This is a genomic window from Ruegeria sp. MALMAid1280, from assembly GCF_049195285.1.
In the GTDB taxonomy this organism is placed as follows: domain Bacteria; phylum Pseudomonadota; class Alphaproteobacteria; order Rhodobacterales; family Rhodobacteraceae; genus Ruegeria.
Genome location: NZ_JBMIRT010000059.1, coordinates 257,426 through 275,069, shown reverse-complemented (window position 1 = coordinate 275,069; position 17,644 = coordinate 257,426). Strand labels below are relative to the sequence as shown.

The following is a 17,644-nucleotide window of genomic DNA, read 5'->3' as shown; positions in this document are numbered from 1 at the left end:
TTACAGGCTTGCCCGACGGTCGGCTTGCCGCAATGATCCAGATCAACGCAGCAGGAGGATACGGGCAATGACACAATACGCAGCCATCATGCTGGCCGCCGGGATCGGCGTGCCGATCCTAGCGGCGCTGAATGCAGCTTTGGGTCGGTTGATCGGATCACCGACCACCGCCGCCGTTGTTTTGTTTGCCATTGCCTTCGGTGCATCCGCAGTGTTGATGCTGCTGTTTCCCGGGTTCGGAGCCCTGTCCAAAGTCGCGCAGGCGCCGAAACATCTGTTGTTGGCCGGCATCCTGATTGCCTTCTACGTGCTGTCCATCACCCATGTCGCGCCGCATTTCGGCGTCGGCAACGCGGTGTTTTTCGTGCTTCTAGGTCAGTTGATCAGCACCGCCGCCATCGATCACTACGGCCTGTTCGGGGCACAGGTCACCCCGCTGACATGGATACGCGCAGGCGGCATCGCCGTAATGGCCGCAGGGGTCGCCATCACTCAACTGGCTTAAGCACGCCCCCGTCCAGCCGCAGCTTGCGATCCATCCGGGCCGCAAGATCCATGTTGTGCGTGGCAATCAGCGCCGAGAGCCCCTCGTCCCGGACCAGCGACATCAGCGCATCGAACACCTGATCCGAGGTCTCGGGGTCCAGATTGCCCGTCGGCTCGTCCGCCAGCAGGACGCGCGGTTTGTTGGCCAGCGCCCGGCAGAAAGCCACGCGCTGTTGCTCACCCCCTGACAGGGCCGCGGGGCGGTGATCCGCGCGCGGTGCCACACCGACACGGTCCAGCAGGGCCATCGCCCTGACCTGTGCCGCCTTTTCGGACACACCGTTGGCCAGTTGCGGCAGGGTGATGTTCTCCAGTGCGGTGAATTCCGGCAGCAGATGGTGGAACTGATAGACAAAGCCCACATCCCGCCGCCGCAGCGCAGTGCGGGTCCGGTCGCCCTTGCCCGTCGCGCTCTGGCCAGCGATCTCGACCGAACCTTCATCGGGCGTGTCCAGCAGTCCCGCGATATGCAGCAGGGTCGATTTGCCTGCACCAGAGGGCGCAACCAGCGCTACCGCCTCACCCGCGCGCAGATCCAGATCGGCGCCGCGCAGCACCTGAACCTCGCCCGGAGTGCCTTTCAGATAGGTCTTGGTCAGGCCGTTCAGCCGCATCGTCACATCATTCATAGCGCAGCGCCTCAACCGGGTTCAGCCGCGCCGCGCGGCGGGCAGGAAAATAGGTGACAAAGAAGGACAGGCCCAACGACAGCCCGATGGCCTTGAGCACATCCGACAGGTGCAACTCGGCTGGCAGGGCGTAGATACCGCGAATGGAGGGGTCCCAGACACCGCCGCCCATGACAAAGTTCACAAAGCTGAAAATCGGATCGATATAGATCGCAAACAGACACCCCAGAACCACGCCCATCGCCGTGCCGATGATGCCAGTGAACGCGCCGCAGATGAAGAACACCCGCAGGATCGACCCTTCGCTCAGACCAATGGTGCGCAGGATGCCGATATCGCGGCCCTTGTTCTTCACCAGCATGATCAGGCCCGAGACGATATTCATCGCCGCGATCAGCACGAGGATCGACAGGATGATGAACATCACGTTGTCTTCGACCTCCAGCGCGCGCAGGAACCCGCCCGAGGCATCCTGCCATGTCCAGATCTGGCTGCGCTCGCCTGCGGCCTCAAGGATCGGGATCAGGATCGGGGTCAGTTCTTCGGGGCGTTCGACCATCACTTCGATCTCATCGGCGACGCCGTCGCGGTTGAAAAAGCTCTGCGCCTGCTCGAACGGCATATAGACCCGCGTGCGGTCGATGTCATAGCGCCCGGCCGAGAACACATAGACCACCCGATAGGCGCTGACGCGCGGTGAGGTGCCAAAAGCGGTCTTCACCCCGTTGGGAGAGGTCAGCTTGACCGTATCCCCCACCGTCGCCCCAATGCTGCGCGCCACGCCCGAACCGATGGCAATGACGAACTCCCCATTTTGAAATTCGGACAGATCGCCGGCCGCCTGCTCGCTTTCGGCGATGCCCGGCAGGTCCAGCAGATCGTCCGGCTGGATGCCGAATACCTCGACCCCGCTGCTGCGCTCGCGATTGGTGATCAGGACCTGGCCTTTGACCAGCGGCGCCGCGCGGACCACACCCGGCACCTGCGCGATGCGGTCGGCCACGCCGTCAAATTCCGCAATCGTGCGATCCAGCCGCCCCTGCGCATCCAGGCTGCCTGCCGAATAGACCGTGACATGGGCGTTGGCCCCCAGAATGGTGCCCACGAATTCGGACCGGAACCCCGACCGCACGGCCAGCGTGGCAATCAGAGCGAACACCGCCAGAGTGATCCCGATCAGCGAAATCCACGTCATCACGCTGACGCCGCCTTCGGCCTTGCGCGCGCGCAGGTACCGCCAGGCGATCTTCCATTCGAATGGGGCAAAGGGCGGGGGCGTCTTGGCCATGTCTGCTCCGGTTTTATTGTTCGGCGCGACCCTTTCGGCATTTCACCGGATGGTCAAGCTGGTTATGCGCGCCCTGCATCGGGATGGGCGGCCTTGCGACCAATTCGGGCGGCAGCGTGGGGCGAATCACCTCTGAAACCGGATCGCCTGCTCTGGCAAAAGGAGATGGCGGCACCGAAGGTTACACCCTTGGTTGTGACGCCGTTCACAGACAAACCCTGATTGTTTCAGCTATGAAGTCAATACGACCGTTGCGTGAGGCACTGATCTCAAAATGCAACATTCATTAAGCAATATTATTTCGCCTTTTGCTTATTTTAAGAAACTTTGTCACCCTAGGAGTAAGGGGGATACCATTTTAAAGAGCGGGGGTCGCTCATGTTTGTAAAGAGTAATACGGAATTGTTGGACCCTATTTTGGTCCGAAACGCATCATCAGAACTGGATTGTGAAACCGCGGCACTGTTGCGCGCCACGATGCGCCCACTTTTCGATACTGCACCAAGTTGGGCAAGTCTGACGGATATCCTGAAAAACAAAGGCTATCGCCTGGTGTTTCGTCAGGGGCGCTTGTGCATCACGGATAGCACTACCGACGAAAAGGTCTGCGGGCTGAACTTTCTTGGCTTTGATTTCAGGGACCTGGTAAGACGTCTGGGTCGTCCGATCGTTGTGCCACGCGGTAACAGCGCGGACGGAGACGTTCTGGCCGAGCGGCCGGAACCGCAACGCACTTAGAGGCGCAGCCAGAACCTAGCCGGGTGGCACAAGGGTTTTCACACCCCGGATGCCCAGCGGTTTTTAAGTTCATGCCTATTGCGCAATCCTTGACGCGAATTTCTACGGACGCCCCTCGGGATCAGTCCGCAAAGTAATCCCAGGTTCGCCACGGCTGTAGCCTGCGCCTCAACGTCACTTTCAGACTATGCAGAGCAGCATTGCGCAATTGCGGCCGGTTCCGGGACTGGCGCAGCAGATTTACGCAGAACCCAAGCGGCAGTTGGCCTGTCCGGAACCAATTCAACATTTCATCTTCGGAATACGTCCGCCCACCAAAGAACGGAGCGTAGTTCTTGCGCCAGCTCTTTGTCATTTCCAGCGCTGTTTTCATCTGGTCCGCAGAAACGCCGCCGGGATGGAAAACCGCAATCGGAACCGACAGCATCTGGTACTCGCACCCTGCAAACAACATGCGCAGCACGAGGTCGTAATCAGCCACAATGCGAAGATCCAGATCGTGACCTCCAAATCGGTCAAACACGTCGCGCCGGATCAGCATAGAATTGTGGCAAAACGGAATGCGTTGCAAAATCGAATGAACCTTACGCTCTCGCGACAGACGTTTGCTTCCATCCTTTTCGATAAAAATGGTTCGTCCAAAGCAGAAATCGGGGCGCCCCGAACCTATCTCTTCACGCGCCTTTTGCAGACAATCCGGCGACACCAGCAGATCATCTGAATTGAGGAACACCACGTACTGGCCCTGGGAAATCTCAACCCCCCGGTTCATGGCGTCGTAAAGACTTTTGTCCGGCAAGCTTTGAAAGCGAATCGGGACAAAGCTTGGACGCGCCTCGATCTCGGCGATCAGATCTTTCAGCAGATCAACCGTTCCATCGGTTGAAGCACCGTCCCAAATGACATGTTCAACAATCGCGCCGCCTTGCTCTTGGGCGGTCTCCAATGCCGCCCGTATCGCCTCGACGCGCCCCTCATCTATGAGGTTGCGCGTTACGGTAATGATCGAAACCGTAGGCAGAGCCATGTCCGATCCAGCCATATCAGGCGCCGTGTGCCAGTTGGTAAATTTCAGCGATCTTGGTCACTGCGGCTTCGGGGCTCAGCTCTTCGCTTTCGCCGGTGCGGCGGCTGGTCAGTTCGACCACGCCGTTTTTCAGACCGCGCGGGCCGACGGTGATGCGCCATGGCAGGCCGATCAGGTCCATGGTGGCGAACTTGCCCCCTGCCCGTTCGTTGCGGTCGTCATACAGCGGCTCCAGCCCAAGCGCGGTCAGGGCGCCATAGAGTTTTTCGCACGCCGCATCCGCTTCGCCGTCGCCTTGCTTGAGGTTGACGATACCGCAATGGAACGGCGTCACGCCTTCGGGCCAGATGATGCCCTTGTCGTCATGGCTGGCCTCAATGATGGCGCCAATCAGGCGGCTGACGCCGATGCCGTGGCTGCCCATGTGGACCGGCGTCGGCTTGCCATCGGGGCCTTGCACAGTCGCGCCCATTGCCTCGGAATACTTGGTACCGAAATAGAAGATCTGGCCGACCTCGATCCCGCGGGCCACGCGGCGGCGCTCTTCGGGGATTTGGTTGAACAGCGCCTCATCATGGGTCTCGTCCGTGCGGGCGTATTTCGAGGTGAACTCTTCCAGAATGGCCTGACACTGTTCACGGCTGTCATAGTCGATTTGACGGTCACCAAAGGTCAGATCGGTGACGGCGCTGTCATAGAAAACCTCGGATTCACCGGTATCGGCCAGCACCAGGAATTCATGCGTGTTATCGCCGCCGATGGGGCCGGAATCGGCGCGCATCGGAATCGCCTGCAGGCCCATCCGCTCATAGGTGCGCAGATAGGTGACCAGATGGCGGTTATAGGCGTGCAGCGCGTCCTCTTTGGTCAGGTCGAAATTGTAGCCGTCCTTCATGTAGAACTCGCGCCCCCGCATCACGCCGAAACGCGGGCGAATTTCGTCGCGGAACTTCCACTGGATTTGGTAAAGCGTCAGCGGCAGGTCCTTGTAGCTGTTGACGTGACCGCGAAAGATGTCGGTGACCAGTTCCTCGGCTGTGGGCGTGAAAAGCATATCCCGGTCGTGCCGGTCTTTCATCCGCAGCATTTCCTGACCATAGTCGTCATAGCGCCCGGATTCGCGCCACAAGTCCGCCGATTGGATGATCGGCATCTGGATCGCGATATGGCCAGCGCGGGCCTGCTCTTCATGGATGATGTTTTCCAGCTTGCGCAGAACTTTGAAGCCCAGCGGCAGCCACGAGTAAATCCCGGCCGAGGCCTGCTTGATCATCCCGGCGCGCAGCATCAGCCGGTGGCTGACGATCTGAGCCTCGGACGGGTTTTCCTTGAGAACGGGCAGAAAGTAACGGCTGAGGCGCATATTGTAACCTTAAAGGTGAGATTTCACTTGAAAGGTGATTATTCCAAAGCCCCGCCGGGGGCAATCGGCCATTGCCGATTTTGCGACCTCCGGTCAGTCGGTTTTCTGATTGACCCGGCAGTTGGCGTTTTCAATTGTGACAGGAATGCAAATTCCAAGAGGTGCCGATGCAGACCATTCAGGAACCCGCCCGTCAGATCCCTGTTGTTCACCAGACCGACGTTCTGGTCGTTGGTTCAGGCCCCGCCGGGCTGGCCGCCGCACTGGCCGCTGCGCGTGCCGGGGCCGAAGTGTCTCTGGTCGATCGCTTCGGCTGCATGGGCGGTAACATCACCGCTGTGGGGGTCGAAGGCTTCGCCTGGTACCGGCACGAACAAACGGTTGAGGCCGGCGGCATCGGTATGGAGTTCGAAACCCGCGCCAGGGACATGGGCGCGGCGGTGCCGGAAAGCCAGTCGCTGAGTTATGAGCTGGACAGCGAGGGGTTCAAACTGGTGGCCGACAAGCTGGTCGAAGAGGCCGGCGTGCATCCGATGCTGCACCGTCAGTTTGTGGCTCCGATTATGGAGGGCAACCGGATCACCGGTATCATTACCGAGTCGAAAGCCGGACGCGAGGCAATCCTGGCCAAGGTCGTGATCGACGCCACTGGCGACGCAGATGTGGCCCACCGCGCGGGCGCACCAACCCACAAAACCGCTCGCGAGGATATGATGGCCGCCTCTGTCATGTTCCATCTGGCCGGTGTCGACAAGCGCGCCTTCATGGAGGGTATCAAGGCCGATCCGCAGACCTACAAGGACTGGGGAGGTGGTGGCGAATGGAACATCGAAACCTCGGGCAAAGAGGACGACATGTTCTCGCCCTTCGTACACAAGCCGTTCCAGCAGGCCATCGACCAAGGCCTGATTCCGCCGCATCTGAACACCATCGCAGGCACATGGGGGGCGATGCATGACACAGGTGAGCTGACCTATATGAACCTCATCCATCTGGCCGAGATCGACGGCACCGACCCCGACAGCCTGACGATGGGTGAGATCGAGGGCCGCCGCCAGACCATGCTGGCCATCGAGGCACTGCGTCGCTTTATGCCCGGTTGCGAAAACGCCCGGCTGCGGAATTTTGGCATGACTATCGGTATCCGCGACACCCGCAAGATCGACGCGATGTATAACATGACCGAGAACGACGCGCGCCATCAGGGCCGGTTCGAGGATACGATCGGCATCTACCCCGAATTCATCGACGGCTATGGCATCCTGATCCTTCCCACCACCGGGCGTTATATGCAGGTGCCCTATCGCTCGATGCTGCCCAAAGGCATCAAGGGGCTGCTGGTCGCCGGGCGGTCACACGGTGCGGACAAAGTGGCCCATGCCGCGACCCGCAACATGGCCTGCTGCGCGGTCATGGGTCAGGGCGCCGGAATCGCGGCGGCACTGTCGTTGAAAAGCAATCAGGATGTGCACGAGTTGAACCTTGCCCCGGTTCACGCCGAATTGGACCGTCAGGGTGTGCGAATTCACTGATGGACCATATCCCCACGATCGACATTACCCCGCTGCATGATCCTGCGCATGTCGACTATGACCGGACCGTTCAGCGGGTGATGGAGGCCTGCACCGAGATCGGCTTTCTATCGATCACCGGGACAGGCATTCCCCAGGAAACGGTTTCTGAGGTCCGCAGGTGTGTGCAGGCCATCTTTGGGATCGACGAAAGCGCCAAATGGGATCAGGCGATCACCCGCGAAAACTATCGCGGGTATATCCCGATGGGGTTTTTCACGCCAAATGACGGATCCGGTAAGGCTGACAAATACGAAGGTTACAAGCTGCACTACGAGACCGCCGCCGACGCGGCCATTCGTGAGGACTGCGCGCTCTACGGTCCGAATGTCTGGCCTCGCGAGACACCCGACGCAGGCGAGGTTATCCTTGACTATTGGGTACAGCTGGATCGTGTGGCGGACGTGCTGCTTGGCGCGATTGAGGCCGGACTGGGTTTGCCCGACCGTCAATTGCGCGATGCGTTCCGTGATCCGATGACCAATATGACATTGCTGCACTACCCACCGCAGGCACCGGACGAAGATGGCTATGGCATCCACCCGCACAAGGACACCGACGCGCTGACCATCATCGCCCCCGATCCCGTGGGCGGACTTGAGGTTCAGACCCGCGATGGCGGCTGGATCACCCCCAACTGCCCGCAGGGCGGTTTCATCGTTAACATCGGCGACATGCTGGAACTGTGGTCGGGTGGCCGTCTGAAATCGACGCCGCACCGGGTGGTCAACCGATCGGGCCGGGAGCGCTACTCGTTTCCCTATTTCGCCGTGCCCCGTCATGATGTGGTCGTTGCGCCGCTGCTGAACCCTCTGCCCGGCTTTGACCGCCCGTCCGTGCATTGCGGTCACTGGTCGGCCGAGATTTGGCGCACCAACTGGCCCGACGAAACAGCAGACGAAGCAACTCCGGAGCTGGGTACGCTCAGCGACTGAAACGCCGGTTTCCCCGAGGCATGAAGCGCTTGCATCAAGACGCTGCATAAGCGAAGAACATCTGCAAGAGCCGACAACAAGGGGACAGCCATGGCTTTGCCGGTGAAGGATCAGCTCAGGTACTGGGGCGTTGCCGCCGCGGTTTTTGTTTTGCTGTTGTGGGCACTTGGCGACGTCTTGCTGCCCTTCGTCATCGGTGGAGCGATTGCCTATTTCCTTGATCCGATCGCGGACCGGCTGGAAAACCTGGGCCTGTCGCGCATGGCGGCCACCGGGATCATCACCATTGTCGGCGTTTTGGGCTTTGTCCTGATGATCCTGATGGTGGTCCCGGCTTTGATCACGCAGTTGATCGATCTGGTCGAAGTCCTGCCCAGCCTGTTCAAAGAGCTGCGCGGCTTTATCGAAAAACGCTTCCCGTCTCTGCTGGACAGCAATTCCAGCTCGCATCAGGCGCTGGTATCGCTGGGTGAAACCCTGCAATCGAAAACCGGTGATTTGCTGCAATCGGTCGTCGCATCGCTTGGCTCCGCCATCAACGTCGCCGTTTTGCTGGTGATCGCGCCTGTTGTGGCGGTTTACCTGCTGATGGACTGGGACCGTATGATCGCCCGCATCGGAGAGCTGCTGCCCCGCGATCACGCCCCCACGATCAAACGTCTTGCCGGTGAAATCGATGCCGTGCTGGCGTCTTTCGTGCGCGGCATGGGGACCGTCTGTCTGATCCTTGGAACCTATTACGCGGTGGCGCTGATGATCGTTGGCCTGCAATTCGGCCTGATTGTCGGCTTCATTGCCGGGCTGGTCACCTTCATCCCTTATCTGGGTGCCTTGATCGGGGGCACGCTGGCCATTGGCCTCGCGCTGTTCCAGTTCTGGGGGGATTGGGTTCATATCGGGCTGGTCGCAGGTATTTTTGCCTTGGGCCAAGTGACCGAGGGCAACTTTCTGACCCCCAAACTGGTCGGCAGCTCGGTGGGTCTGCATCCCGTCTGGTTGCTGTTGGCCTTGTCGGTGTTTGGCGCCCTGTTCGGCTTTGTGGGCATGCTGGTCGCGGTGCCGGTCGCTGCGGCGCTGGGGGTCGTGGCCCGGTTCCTGACCTCGCTTTATCTGGAAAGCCGCTTGTATACCGGCCTTGAAGGGCTGAATCAGGAAGACGAATAAATGCCCCGACAACTGAGCTTTGATCTGCCGGCCAAAACTGCCTTGGGCCGCGAGGATTTCTTTGTCTCGCCCGCCAATGCGCTGGCCGTTGCGATGATTTCAGCGACGTCCTGGCCCGGCAACAAGCTGGTGCTCAGCGGTCCGGCCGGGGCTGGCAAGACCCATCTGGCCCATGTCTGGGCAGCCGAAACCGGGGGCCGGATCATTCGGGCGCGCGACCTGCGGCATGACGACGTGCCAGCCCTGGCCCAAACCCCGATTGCGGTCGAAGGCGTACCGATGATCGCGGATGATCCCGAGCAGCAGAAAGTCCTGTTCCACCTGCACAATCTTGTTCTGGCAGAAGGTCACGCCCTGCTGATGACCGGTCGACTGACCCCGAAGCTATGGCAACTGCCCCTGCCCGATCTGCAAAGCCGCATCGAAGGCGCGCATCACGTCGCGCTCGACCCGCCCGACGATGCGCTGCTGGGGGCCGTTCTTGCCAAGCTGTTCATTGATCGGCAGCTGAACCCCGGCCCCGAGGTCATCGCCTATCTGGTCAAACACATGGACCGCCGCTTTGAAACAGCCGCCGAGGTTGTGGCGCGACTGGATCAAATTGCCCTCTCGGAAAAGCGTGAAATTACGCGCACTCTGGCAGTCAGAGTATTGAATTCGGACGGAAACGATGTCGAACCAGGCAATTGACCCAAACCCGGTGATTTCGCAAACTGCGATCGGAACATCTGGGAAAAAAATGGATCAGACCGTCGAAACCGACATTCCGGACTGGGGGCCTTTCGGAAAGCCATTGTTTGACAACCCCGAGGCCCGCGCCCTGTCGCGTGTCGGTGTTGTCGATGTCGGATCGAACTCGGTCCGGATGGTGATTTTTGACGGCGCCGCGCGGTCCCCAGCCTATTTCTACAACGAAAAGGTGATGTGCGAATTGGGGGCGGGGCTGTCCGAGACCGGTCGTCTGAACCCGCGCGGACGGGTGCGCGCGCTGGCGGCGTTGCGCCGGTTCCGGCGTCTGGCCGATGATCTGGGCCTGCCGGGTTTGCATGTCGTCGCAACCGCCGCCGTGCGCGAGGCGAAAGACGGGCCGGACTTCTGCGATGAGGTCAAATCCGAAACCGGCCTGGCCGTTGCGGTCATTGATGGCGGGGAAGAGGCGCGGCTGTCCGCGCAGGGCGTGCTGCTGGGCTGGCCCGGTGCCTACGGGCTGATCTGCGACATCGGCGGTTCTTCGATGGAACTGGCCGAAATCGGTGAAGGCGACGTGGGTCGCCGTGTGACATCGCCCCTGGGCCCGCTGAAACTGCGTGACATCCAAGGCGGACGGCGGGCGCGCAAGGCCCACATCAAGGCCACTATGGAAGAGCTGCGCGACCAGATGGGCAAGCAACGCGACCGTCTGTTCCTTGTCGGCGGCAGTTGGCGTGCCTTTGCACGACTGGATATGCTGCGCCGGGGTTACCCGCTGAACGTTCTGCATGAATACCGCATGACCACCAAGCAGGTTCATCAGACCATCAAGTTCATCGAAAAGGGCGATCCGGACGAAATGCGCAGCCTGGCTGGTGTTTCCAGCTCCCGTATGGCGCTGATCCCCTTTGCGATGGATGTGCTGGCGCGCCTGATCCGAACGTTCAAACCCAAGGACATAGCGGTCTCAAGCTATGGCATCCGCGAAGGGTTGCTGTATGAACAGATGCCGCAAGCCCTGCGCGACCGCGACCCGCTGATCGAGGCCAGCCGGTTCTCCGAGGCCAAGGACGCCCGCCTGCCGGGGTTTGGCAAACACCTTTATGACTTTGTGATGCCGCTGTTCAAATCAGCCCCCGAAGCTCGCGTGCGTCTGGTCAAGGCCGCCTGCCTGTTGCACGACGTCAGCTGGCGCGCCCATCCCGATTATCGGGCCGAGGTTTGCTTTGATTATGTCACCCGCGCCAATCTGGGTGGGCTGAAGCACTCGGAACGGGTCTTTATCGGCCTCGCCCTGCAGCACCGGTATCGCAACAAGCGCGAGGGCAACAGGTTCGAGCCGCTTTACAAGCTGCTGGACGAGAAGGATCAGAAACAGGCCGAGATTCTGGGCAAGGCCATGCGCTTTGGCGCCATGCTCTGGATGCAGAATGACGCCCCGATGGGTACCCTGCGCTTCTACCCCAAAAAGCACCAGCTTGACCTGCTGCTGCCGAAATCTGCAGGCCCTCTGTTCAACGAGGTGGCCGAAGCGCGACTGACGTCTCTGGCAAATGCACTGAAATCGGACACCCGCGTTATCATCCGGGACTAAGGGTCAGATTTCCGTTCCTTCGTCCGTTTCCTCTTCGGTGTTTTTCGGGGTGTCAGGTTGGTCCTGTTGGGGCTTTTTGCGGATGATGATATCCCCGTTGGGCAGAATCTCGGGCGGTTCATAAGCGCTCCAATCCTCGATCTCGCCTGCCAGGTCCGCCAGAGCGGGCCCCATCTGTTCAAAGAACGACTGCATCGCCGGACCGAACTGGGTGACCAAGCCCTGCAGATCCTCAAGCGCGGGCTCCATTTCCTGGCGCAACCCCTCAAAGAACAACTCGGCACCCTGCTCCATCAGGGATTTTCCTGTGTCTTCCTCGGCATGGGCGGGCAACGCCAGAGCCGCTGTTATCGCACAGATCGGAATAAGATGTTTCATGATCCGAAATATAGGCCGTGACGCCCCATGATGAAAGGTCAGAGGTCGATATCCAGCGTGACCGGGAAATGGTCGGATGCGGTCAGCAGCGCCTGTTGCAGGTCCGGCAAGGCCCGGAGACCGGCGTCCTTGAGCGGGTGCCAGATTCGCCAGGAAGGACGCCGGGAGCACAGGTTTTCACTGATCATGATGTAGTCCAGCAACGCCTCAAGGTAGTTCCCGCGCTGACGGGCAAACCGGGCGGTGGACGGGGTCGGGTCGGCCCCTTTCGCGTGCGGGTCGAACAATCCGGCCTGCAGCAATATCTCGACCGATGAGCGCCCGAACAGATGCTCGAACTCATCCAGCCCCGGACCGTCGTTCAGATCACCCAGCAGAATGACCTGCTCTGCGTCCGTGATATGTGCCTGGACCCGACGAGACAACCAGACGGCCTGCGCCAGCTGCTTTCTGCGGTTCGCAATCGAGATTCGGATTGCATGGTCCCGCGATCCGGCACCGTGCGGCGCCTTGGATTTCAGATGCGCCCCGATCAGACGAACCCGCGCCCCGGCCTTGGTTTGCACTGCCAGTTCCATCGGTGGTTTGGAAAAACGCACATGGTCTTCGGTTGCGTCGATATCGAGGTCAATATGAAACACCCCGTCAAAACGCGGCGCCGCCCGGTCACCCGGAACCGGGTCGTGCTGCACGGTTAGCGCTTTGGGGTCATAAAGCAGGGCAAGTTCCTGATGAGTGTCGTTGGCAAATCCCATCACCGCGTGCGAGGTGCGCAGATCGAAGGCTTCGGCAAAACTCTGCAACGCGCGGATGGTGTCCTGTGATTTGCCCGAGTTTGGCGCCTCGACGATCAGGATCGCGTCCGCGTCAATTGCGGTCAGAACCTTGGCAATGGCCTCGACCTGCTGCGCTTTGGTGACGTTGTGGCGGCCGGACCAGCTGTCATCAACGATCAGATTGTCGTTGCGATCAAACAGGTTGGCGAACCATTCGACATTGTAGGTCGCCAGCCGCATCGGCTCAGGCCCGCGCGCCGTTGATCTCATCCCATGCGCGATTGATGTCGATCATCTTTTTTTCGGCCAAGCGGATGGCCTCTTCGGGCACGCCGCGGGCCATCATCGCATCGGGATGCGTGTCGCGCACCAATTGCCGCCAGACCTTTCGAATATCAGGCAGCGGCATGTCGCGCGGTACACCCAGAACGGTGTAAGGATCCTTGGGCGCGTCAGGCACAAAGCGCGCCCGCAACGCCAGAAACTGCGCCTCGGACTGGCCGAAAATGCGGCTGACCTCTTCCAGGAACTCGTTTTCGTTGGGGTGATAGAACCCGTCGGCCATGGCGATGTGAAACAGCCCCTCCATCAGGTCGCAGAGCGTGGTGCTGTCATCGGCAAACATGCGGGCAATCTTGCGGGCATAATCCTGATAGCCGGCAACATCCGTCCGGGCCATATCGAACACACGGGCCGCGCCGGCCTCATCCTCGCGCGCGATCTGGAAAACGTCGCGAAAGGCGGTGACCTCGTCCCGCGTCACCTGCCCGTCGGCCTTGGCCATCTTCGCACCCAGCGCGACCACGGCAATCGCAAACGCGACCGAGCGTTCGGGCGGTGTGCGCAGTTTCTCAAATACGGCCGTCAGGCTTTCGCCTTGGGCAAGCGCGCTCAGCGCGTCGGATATGCGGGTCCAGATCGACATGAGCGCACCCTAGCGTCCCAAATCGAAACTGTCAGGTGCAACCTATTCGTCAGACGCAAGAATTTTCTGCATCAGCACCAGATCCAGCCGCTTGCCCCATTTGAACCCGACCTCGGGCATCTGACCAACCTGCGCGTAGCCAATCGCGGAATGAAAGGCGATTGCACCCGGATTGGCCGAGGAGATTCCAGCGACCAGCACATGCACGTTCTCGGACCGCGCCGTGTTTTCAAGCGCGGACATCAAGGCCCGTCCTGCCCCCTGCCCGCGCATCTGCGGGGCCAGTTGGATTGTATGCTCGCGGCACTGCGCATAGCCCGGGCCGCTGCGAAATGGGGCGTAAGTGGCAAAGCCCTGAACCTGACCATCCCTTTCGGCCACCAGATAGGCGGGACCACGGGTTTTGATATCCGCAGCAATGGCATCCACGCTGTGTTCGTCGGTGGTGAAGGTCACCAGCGTATCGCGAATGATCGCGTTGGTGATTTCAGCGATTGAAGGGGCGTCTGAAACCTGCGCCCGCCTTACGATCATTCCAACACACGCGGGCCATGCGGTGTTTCAAACTCGGCCCGCAGCGCTGCGGGGCCGGTGTCAAACACCACGGTCTCCAAATCGCCCAGCAATCGGGCCAGTTCCAACGCATCGGGGTGGAACACGACAAGGCGCTGAAGGCGGCACCCGCTGTCCTGCAGCATTTGCGCCGGATGCAGATCACCGTGCCATTCGATGAGGGCGGGAAACAGGTTGTCGAAGGGCAGCCGTCCGTTGGGCGGCACCGCCATTTGCCACTGTAGCGCACCACGGGTCAGGTCGATTGGCTGCCCCACGCCATCAGGGAAGATGGACAGCGAGGCCTCGATATCCGAAACCCGGCAAATCCAGTTGGTCAGGCGCGGCGCGCCCGCGAAGCGATCCAGATCAAACCACCGTGTGCGCTCCACATTCGGGGCCTGGGGATCAATTGCGATGGCCTCCAGATACAGACCGTCCCGCAGGCCCAGCAGTCGGTTGTGGGTGCCAAAGACGTCGTGCTTGCCACCGGCCTGCAGTGACACACCCAAGGCCTGCTCGACATGGGCCGAGGCGTCCTCAAGCGTTTCGCCCGCGATGGCCAGATGATCCAGTAACATGCACTGCCTCCTGCGAATTTCGACCAGACCCATGAGGGGCCTGGTCGCATGTTTCCGCCAAAGGCACAGGATCACAAGATTTTTCGTCGAAAATCTTGGTAGGCTCAGCCTTTGGCTTCGCCGATCAGACGCAGGATGTCCTGCGCGGCCTCGGGGATATTGGTGCCAGGACCGAAGATCGCCTTGACCCCGTGATCGTAGAGGAACTGGTAATCCTGCTGAGGGATCACACCGCCGCAGATGACGATGATGTCCTCGGCCCCGGCCTTCTTGAGCTCCTCGACCAGCTGCGGCGCAAGCGTCTTGTGCCCCGCAGCCTGCGAGGAAATCCCGACCACATGCACGTCATTGTCCACCGCATCCTGCGCAGCCTCGGCTGGCGTCTGGAACAGCGGGCCAACGTCCACGTCAAACCCGATATCGGCAAAGGCGGTGGCGATTACCTTGGCGCCGCGGTCATGCCCATCCTGGCCCATCTTGACGACCAGCAGTCGGGGGCGGCGGCCCTCGGCCTCGGCGAACTGTTCAATGGATTTCTGGATGGCCGCAAAGCCCTCGTCGCCCTCGTAGGCCGCACCATAGACACCGGCCAGCGTTTTCACCTCGGCGCGGTGACGGCCGAATTCTTTTTCCATTGCCATGCTGATCTCTCCTACGGATGCGCGGGCACGGGCGGCCTCGACCGCGGCAGCCAGCAGGTTTCCGCCCTCTTGGGCGGTCTTGGTCAATGCGTCCAGCGCCTGTTGGCAGGCAGCCTCGTCGCGGGTGGCGCGGATACGTTCCAGTCGCGCAACCTGAGCCTCGCGCACGGCGACGTTGTCGACGTCCAGAATATCGATCGGGTCTTCCTGTTCCTTGCGGTACTTGTTGACGCCGACGATCACCTCGTCGCCCCGGTCGATCATGGCCTGACGGCGGGCCGCGCTTTCCTCGATCCGCAGTTTGGGCATTCCGCTGGCCACGGCCTTGGTCATACCGCCCATCTCCTCGACCTCTTCCATCAAGGCCCAGGCTTTGTCGATCAACTCGCTGGTCAGGCTTTCGACATAGTACGACCCCGCCAGCGGATCGACCACATCGGTCACGCCGGTTTCCTCCTGCAGCACCAACTGCGTGTTCCGCGCGATACGGGCCGAGAAATCGGTAGGCAGCGCAATCGCCTCGTCCAGAGCGTTGGTGTGCAGCGACTGGGTGCCGCCCAGAACCGCGCTCATCGCCTCATAGGCGGTGCGGATCACGTTGTTATAGGGGTCCTGCTCCTGCAGCGACACGCCCGACGTTTGGCAGTGGGTCCGCAACATCTTTGAACGTTCGGATTTCGCCCCGAAATCCGTCATCACCCGGTGCCACAGCGTGCGCGCGGCGCGCAGTTTGGCGATTTCCATGAAGAAATTCATGCCGATGGCAAAGAAGAACGACAGGCGGCCCGCGAACTTGTCCACATCCATACCGGCCTCGGTCGCGGCGCGCACGTATTCGCGGCCATCAGCCAGCGTATAGGCCAGTTCCTGCACCAGGTTCGCCCCGGCCTCTTGCATGTGATAGCCCGAGATCGAGATCGAGTTGAACTTGGGCATCTCGTTCGAGGTAAAGTCGATGATGTCCGCGATGATCTTCATCGAAGGTTCCGGCGGGTAGATATAGGTGTTGCGCACCATGAACTCTTTCAGAATATCGTTCTGAATGGTGCCGGACAGCACGGATTTGTCGTGTCCCTGTTCCTCGCCCGCTACGATGAAATTCGCCAGAATCGGGATCACCGCGCCGTTCATCGTCATCGAGACCGAGACCTTGTCCAGCGGAATACCATCAAACAGGATCTTCATGTCTTCGACACTGTCGATGGCCACCCCGGCCTTGCCCACATCGCCCACCACGCGCGGGTGGTCGCTGTCATAACCCCGGTGCGTGGCCAGATCGAAGGCCACCGAGACCCCCTGCTGACCGGCAGCCAGATTGCGGCGGTAGAAGGCGTTCGATTCCTCTGCCGTCGAGAACCCTGCATATTGACGGATGGTCCAGGGCCGGCCCGCATACATCGTGGCCTTCACTCCACGGGTGAACGGCCCGAACCCCGGCAGCGACCCCATATGCGGCAGATCGGCGGTGTCATCCTGCGTATAAAGCGGCTTGACGTCGATGCCTTCCAGCGTTTCTCGGGTCAGGTCTTCCAGCGGACGACCGCGCAGTTCTTTTTCGGCCAGCGCCTGCCAGCCTTTCGTATCGGTCATAGCGATATCCTTTTCTCAATTCGGGTCGCGACAGGGCATCCCGTCTGCGATGTGATGTTCCGGGCGGCCGATCCGGTCGCAATCAGACGCGATATTTTGAACGTCTGGCGCATTTCACCGGTCGCATTCGTCGGCGCAGGGGCTATATTCAATTCAACAGGAGGCCCCATGACACGAACGCTTGCCCTTGTTTTCTCGGCACTATTCCCGCTGGCCGCGATGGCCGCCGACGGGTCTGCACCGGCAGAGGATGAATTTGTCCGCCCCGCAGGCGACAGCGAACTCAGCGAGTTTCTCTGGGTCAACCGGCCCATCGTTGTCTTTGCCGACACGCCGGCCGACCCGCGTTTGCAGCAACAGATCGACATGCTGGTCGAAGGCGAAGCAGCCATGCGCGACCGTGACGTGGTTGTTTTGGTCGATACCGATCCGGCGGCGCGATCACCGATCCGGTCGCAATTGCGGCCACGTGGGTTCCAGATGGTATTTGTCGACAAGGACGGCGTCGTCAAACTGCGCAAACCATCACCATGGAGCGTGCGCGAGATCGGCCGGTCCATCGACAAGACCCCCCTGCGCCAACGCGAGATCCGCGAACGGCGCGAGGGCGGCGGATAGCTTCCGCCACACCCCTGCCCCCCGGCGCGATGCGCCGG

Annotated in this window: 17 protein-coding genes; 7 read left to right on the top strand and 10 right to left on the bottom strand. The window is 60.7% G+C overall.

All coding sequences use genetic code 11. From position 1 onward, the window contains the following. Window positions 1-67: 67 nt before the first annotated feature. Window positions 68-505, top strand: coding sequence for a DMT family transporter (locus ACOQFT_RS18245; RefSeq protein WP_421599297.1), 438 nt, complete (start codon window positions 68-70; stop codon window positions 503-505). On the opposite strand, the gene ACOQFT_RS18240 is transcribed toward ACOQFT_RS18245, so the two are convergent. From ACOQFT_RS18240 to proS, 4 genes are all read right to left on the bottom strand, one after another. After that, window positions 489-1,175 carry an ABC transporter ATP-binding protein gene (locus tag ACOQFT_RS18240; RefSeq protein ID WP_421599296.1) on the bottom strand — a complete coding sequence of 229 codons (687 nt, stop codon included), beginning with the start codon at window positions 1,173-1,175 and terminating at the stop codon, window positions 489-491. The two genes, ACOQFT_RS18245 and ACOQFT_RS18240, sit on opposite strands and share 17 nt — an antisense overlap. Then, a complete protein-coding gene (locus ACOQFT_RS18235; RefSeq protein WP_421599295.1) occupies window positions 1,168-2,463 on the bottom strand; it encodes a lipoprotein-releasing ABC transporter permease subunit in 1,296 nt (431 codons plus the stop codon). The genes ACOQFT_RS18240 and ACOQFT_RS18235 overlap by 8 nt, the downstream gene beginning before the upstream one ends. An 859-nt stretch (window positions 2,464-3,322) precedes the next feature. After that, window positions 3,323-4,243: a glycosyltransferase family 2 protein gene (locus ACOQFT_RS18230; protein WP_421599294.1), complete on the bottom strand. Its 921-nt coding sequence runs from the start codon at window positions 4,241-4,243 to the stop codon at window positions 3,323-3,325. Window position 4,244: 1 nt separating this feature from the next. Beyond that, window positions 4,245-5,591 carry a proline--tRNA ligase gene (proS, locus tag ACOQFT_RS18225; protein ID WP_421599293.1) on the bottom strand — a complete coding sequence of 449 codons (1,347 nt, stop codon included), beginning with the start codon at window positions 5,589-5,591 and terminating at the stop codon, window positions 4,245-4,247. 167 nt (window positions 5,592-5,758) lie between these two features. Between proS and ACOQFT_RS18220 the strand changes: the two genes are divergently transcribed. From ACOQFT_RS18220 to ACOQFT_RS18200, 5 genes are all read left to right on the top strand, one after another. After that, on the top strand, window positions 5,759-7,123 hold the full coding sequence (locus tag ACOQFT_RS18220; RefSeq protein ID WP_421599292.1) for an FAD-dependent oxidoreductase: 1,365 nt from the start codon (window positions 5,759-5,761) through the stop codon (window positions 7,121-7,123). Beyond that, on the top strand, window positions 7,123-8,097 hold the full coding sequence (locus tag ACOQFT_RS18215; protein WP_421599291.1) for an isopenicillin N synthase family dioxygenase: 975 nt from the start codon (window positions 7,123-7,125) through the stop codon (window positions 8,095-8,097). Before ACOQFT_RS18220 ends, ACOQFT_RS18215 begins: the two co-directional genes overlap by 1 nt. A gap of 90 nt (window positions 8,098-8,187) precedes the next feature. After that, window positions 8,188-9,261: an AI-2E family transporter gene (locus ACOQFT_RS18210; protein WP_421599290.1), complete on the top strand. Its 1,074-nt coding sequence runs from the start codon at window positions 8,188-8,190 to the stop codon at window positions 9,259-9,261. Continuing rightward, window positions 9,262-9,951 (top strand): HdaA/DnaA family protein, encoded by a 690-nt coding sequence (locus tag ACOQFT_RS18205; RefSeq protein ID WP_421599289.1) that lies wholly within the window; start codon window positions 9,262-9,264, stop codon window positions 9,949-9,951. A gap of 49 nt (window positions 9,952-10,000) precedes the next feature. Beyond that, on the top strand, window positions 10,001-11,545 hold the full coding sequence (locus tag ACOQFT_RS18200; protein WP_421599288.1) for a Ppx/GppA family phosphatase: 1,545 nt from the start codon (window positions 10,001-10,003) through the stop codon (window positions 11,543-11,545). Window positions 11,546-11,548: 3 nt separating this feature from the next. Here the strand turns inward: ACOQFT_RS18200 and ACOQFT_RS18195 are convergent, their stop codons facing one another. The 6 genes from ACOQFT_RS18195 to scpA all read right to left on the bottom strand — a co-directional run bounded on the left by ACOQFT_RS18195 (window position 11,549) and on the right by scpA (window position 16,988). Next, window positions 11,549-11,923 carry a hypothetical protein gene (locus ACOQFT_RS18195; RefSeq protein ID WP_421599287.1) on the bottom strand — a complete coding sequence of 125 codons (375 nt, stop codon included), beginning with the start codon at window positions 11,921-11,923 and terminating at the stop codon, window positions 11,549-11,551. Between the two features lie 38 nt (window positions 11,924-11,961). Continuing rightward, window positions 11,962-12,939: an endonuclease/exonuclease/phosphatase family protein gene (locus tag ACOQFT_RS18190; RefSeq protein ID WP_421599286.1), complete on the bottom strand. Its 978-nt coding sequence runs from the start codon at window positions 12,937-12,939 to the stop codon at window positions 11,962-11,964. 4 nt (window positions 12,940-12,943) lie between these two features. Continuing rightward, on the bottom strand, window positions 12,944-13,624 hold the full coding sequence (locus ACOQFT_RS18185) for a molecular chaperone DjiA (RefSeq protein WP_170441090.1): 681 nt from the start codon (window positions 13,622-13,624) through the stop codon (window positions 12,944-12,946). A gap of 42 nt (window positions 13,625-13,666) precedes the next feature. Continuing rightward, a complete protein-coding gene (locus ACOQFT_RS18180) occupies window positions 13,667-14,158 on the bottom strand; it encodes a GNAT family N-acetyltransferase (RefSeq protein ID WP_421599285.1) in 492 nt (163 codons plus the stop codon). Continuing rightward, entirely contained in the window at window positions 14,155-14,757 is a 603-nt protein-coding gene (locus ACOQFT_RS18175; RefSeq protein ID WP_421599284.1) for a VOC family protein, read from the bottom strand. Before ACOQFT_RS18175 ends, ACOQFT_RS18180 begins: the two co-directional genes overlap by 4 nt. A gap of 104 nt (window positions 14,758-14,861) precedes the next feature. Then, window positions 14,862-16,988 (bottom strand): methylmalonyl-CoA mutase, encoded by a 2,127-nt coding sequence (gene scpA, locus ACOQFT_RS18170; protein ID WP_421599283.1) that lies wholly within the window; start codon window positions 16,986-16,988, stop codon window positions 14,862-14,864. Between the two features lie 168 nt (window positions 16,989-17,156). Between scpA and ACOQFT_RS18165 the strand changes: the two genes are divergently transcribed. Continuing rightward, the gene (locus tag ACOQFT_RS18165) at window positions 17,157-17,606 is read left to right on the top strand and encodes a DUF4174 domain-containing protein (RefSeq protein ID WP_421599282.1); all 450 of its coding nucleotides are present in this window, start codon (window positions 17,157-17,159) and stop codon (window positions 17,604-17,606) included. The last annotated feature ends 38 nt before the right edge of the window (window positions 17,607-17,644 follow it).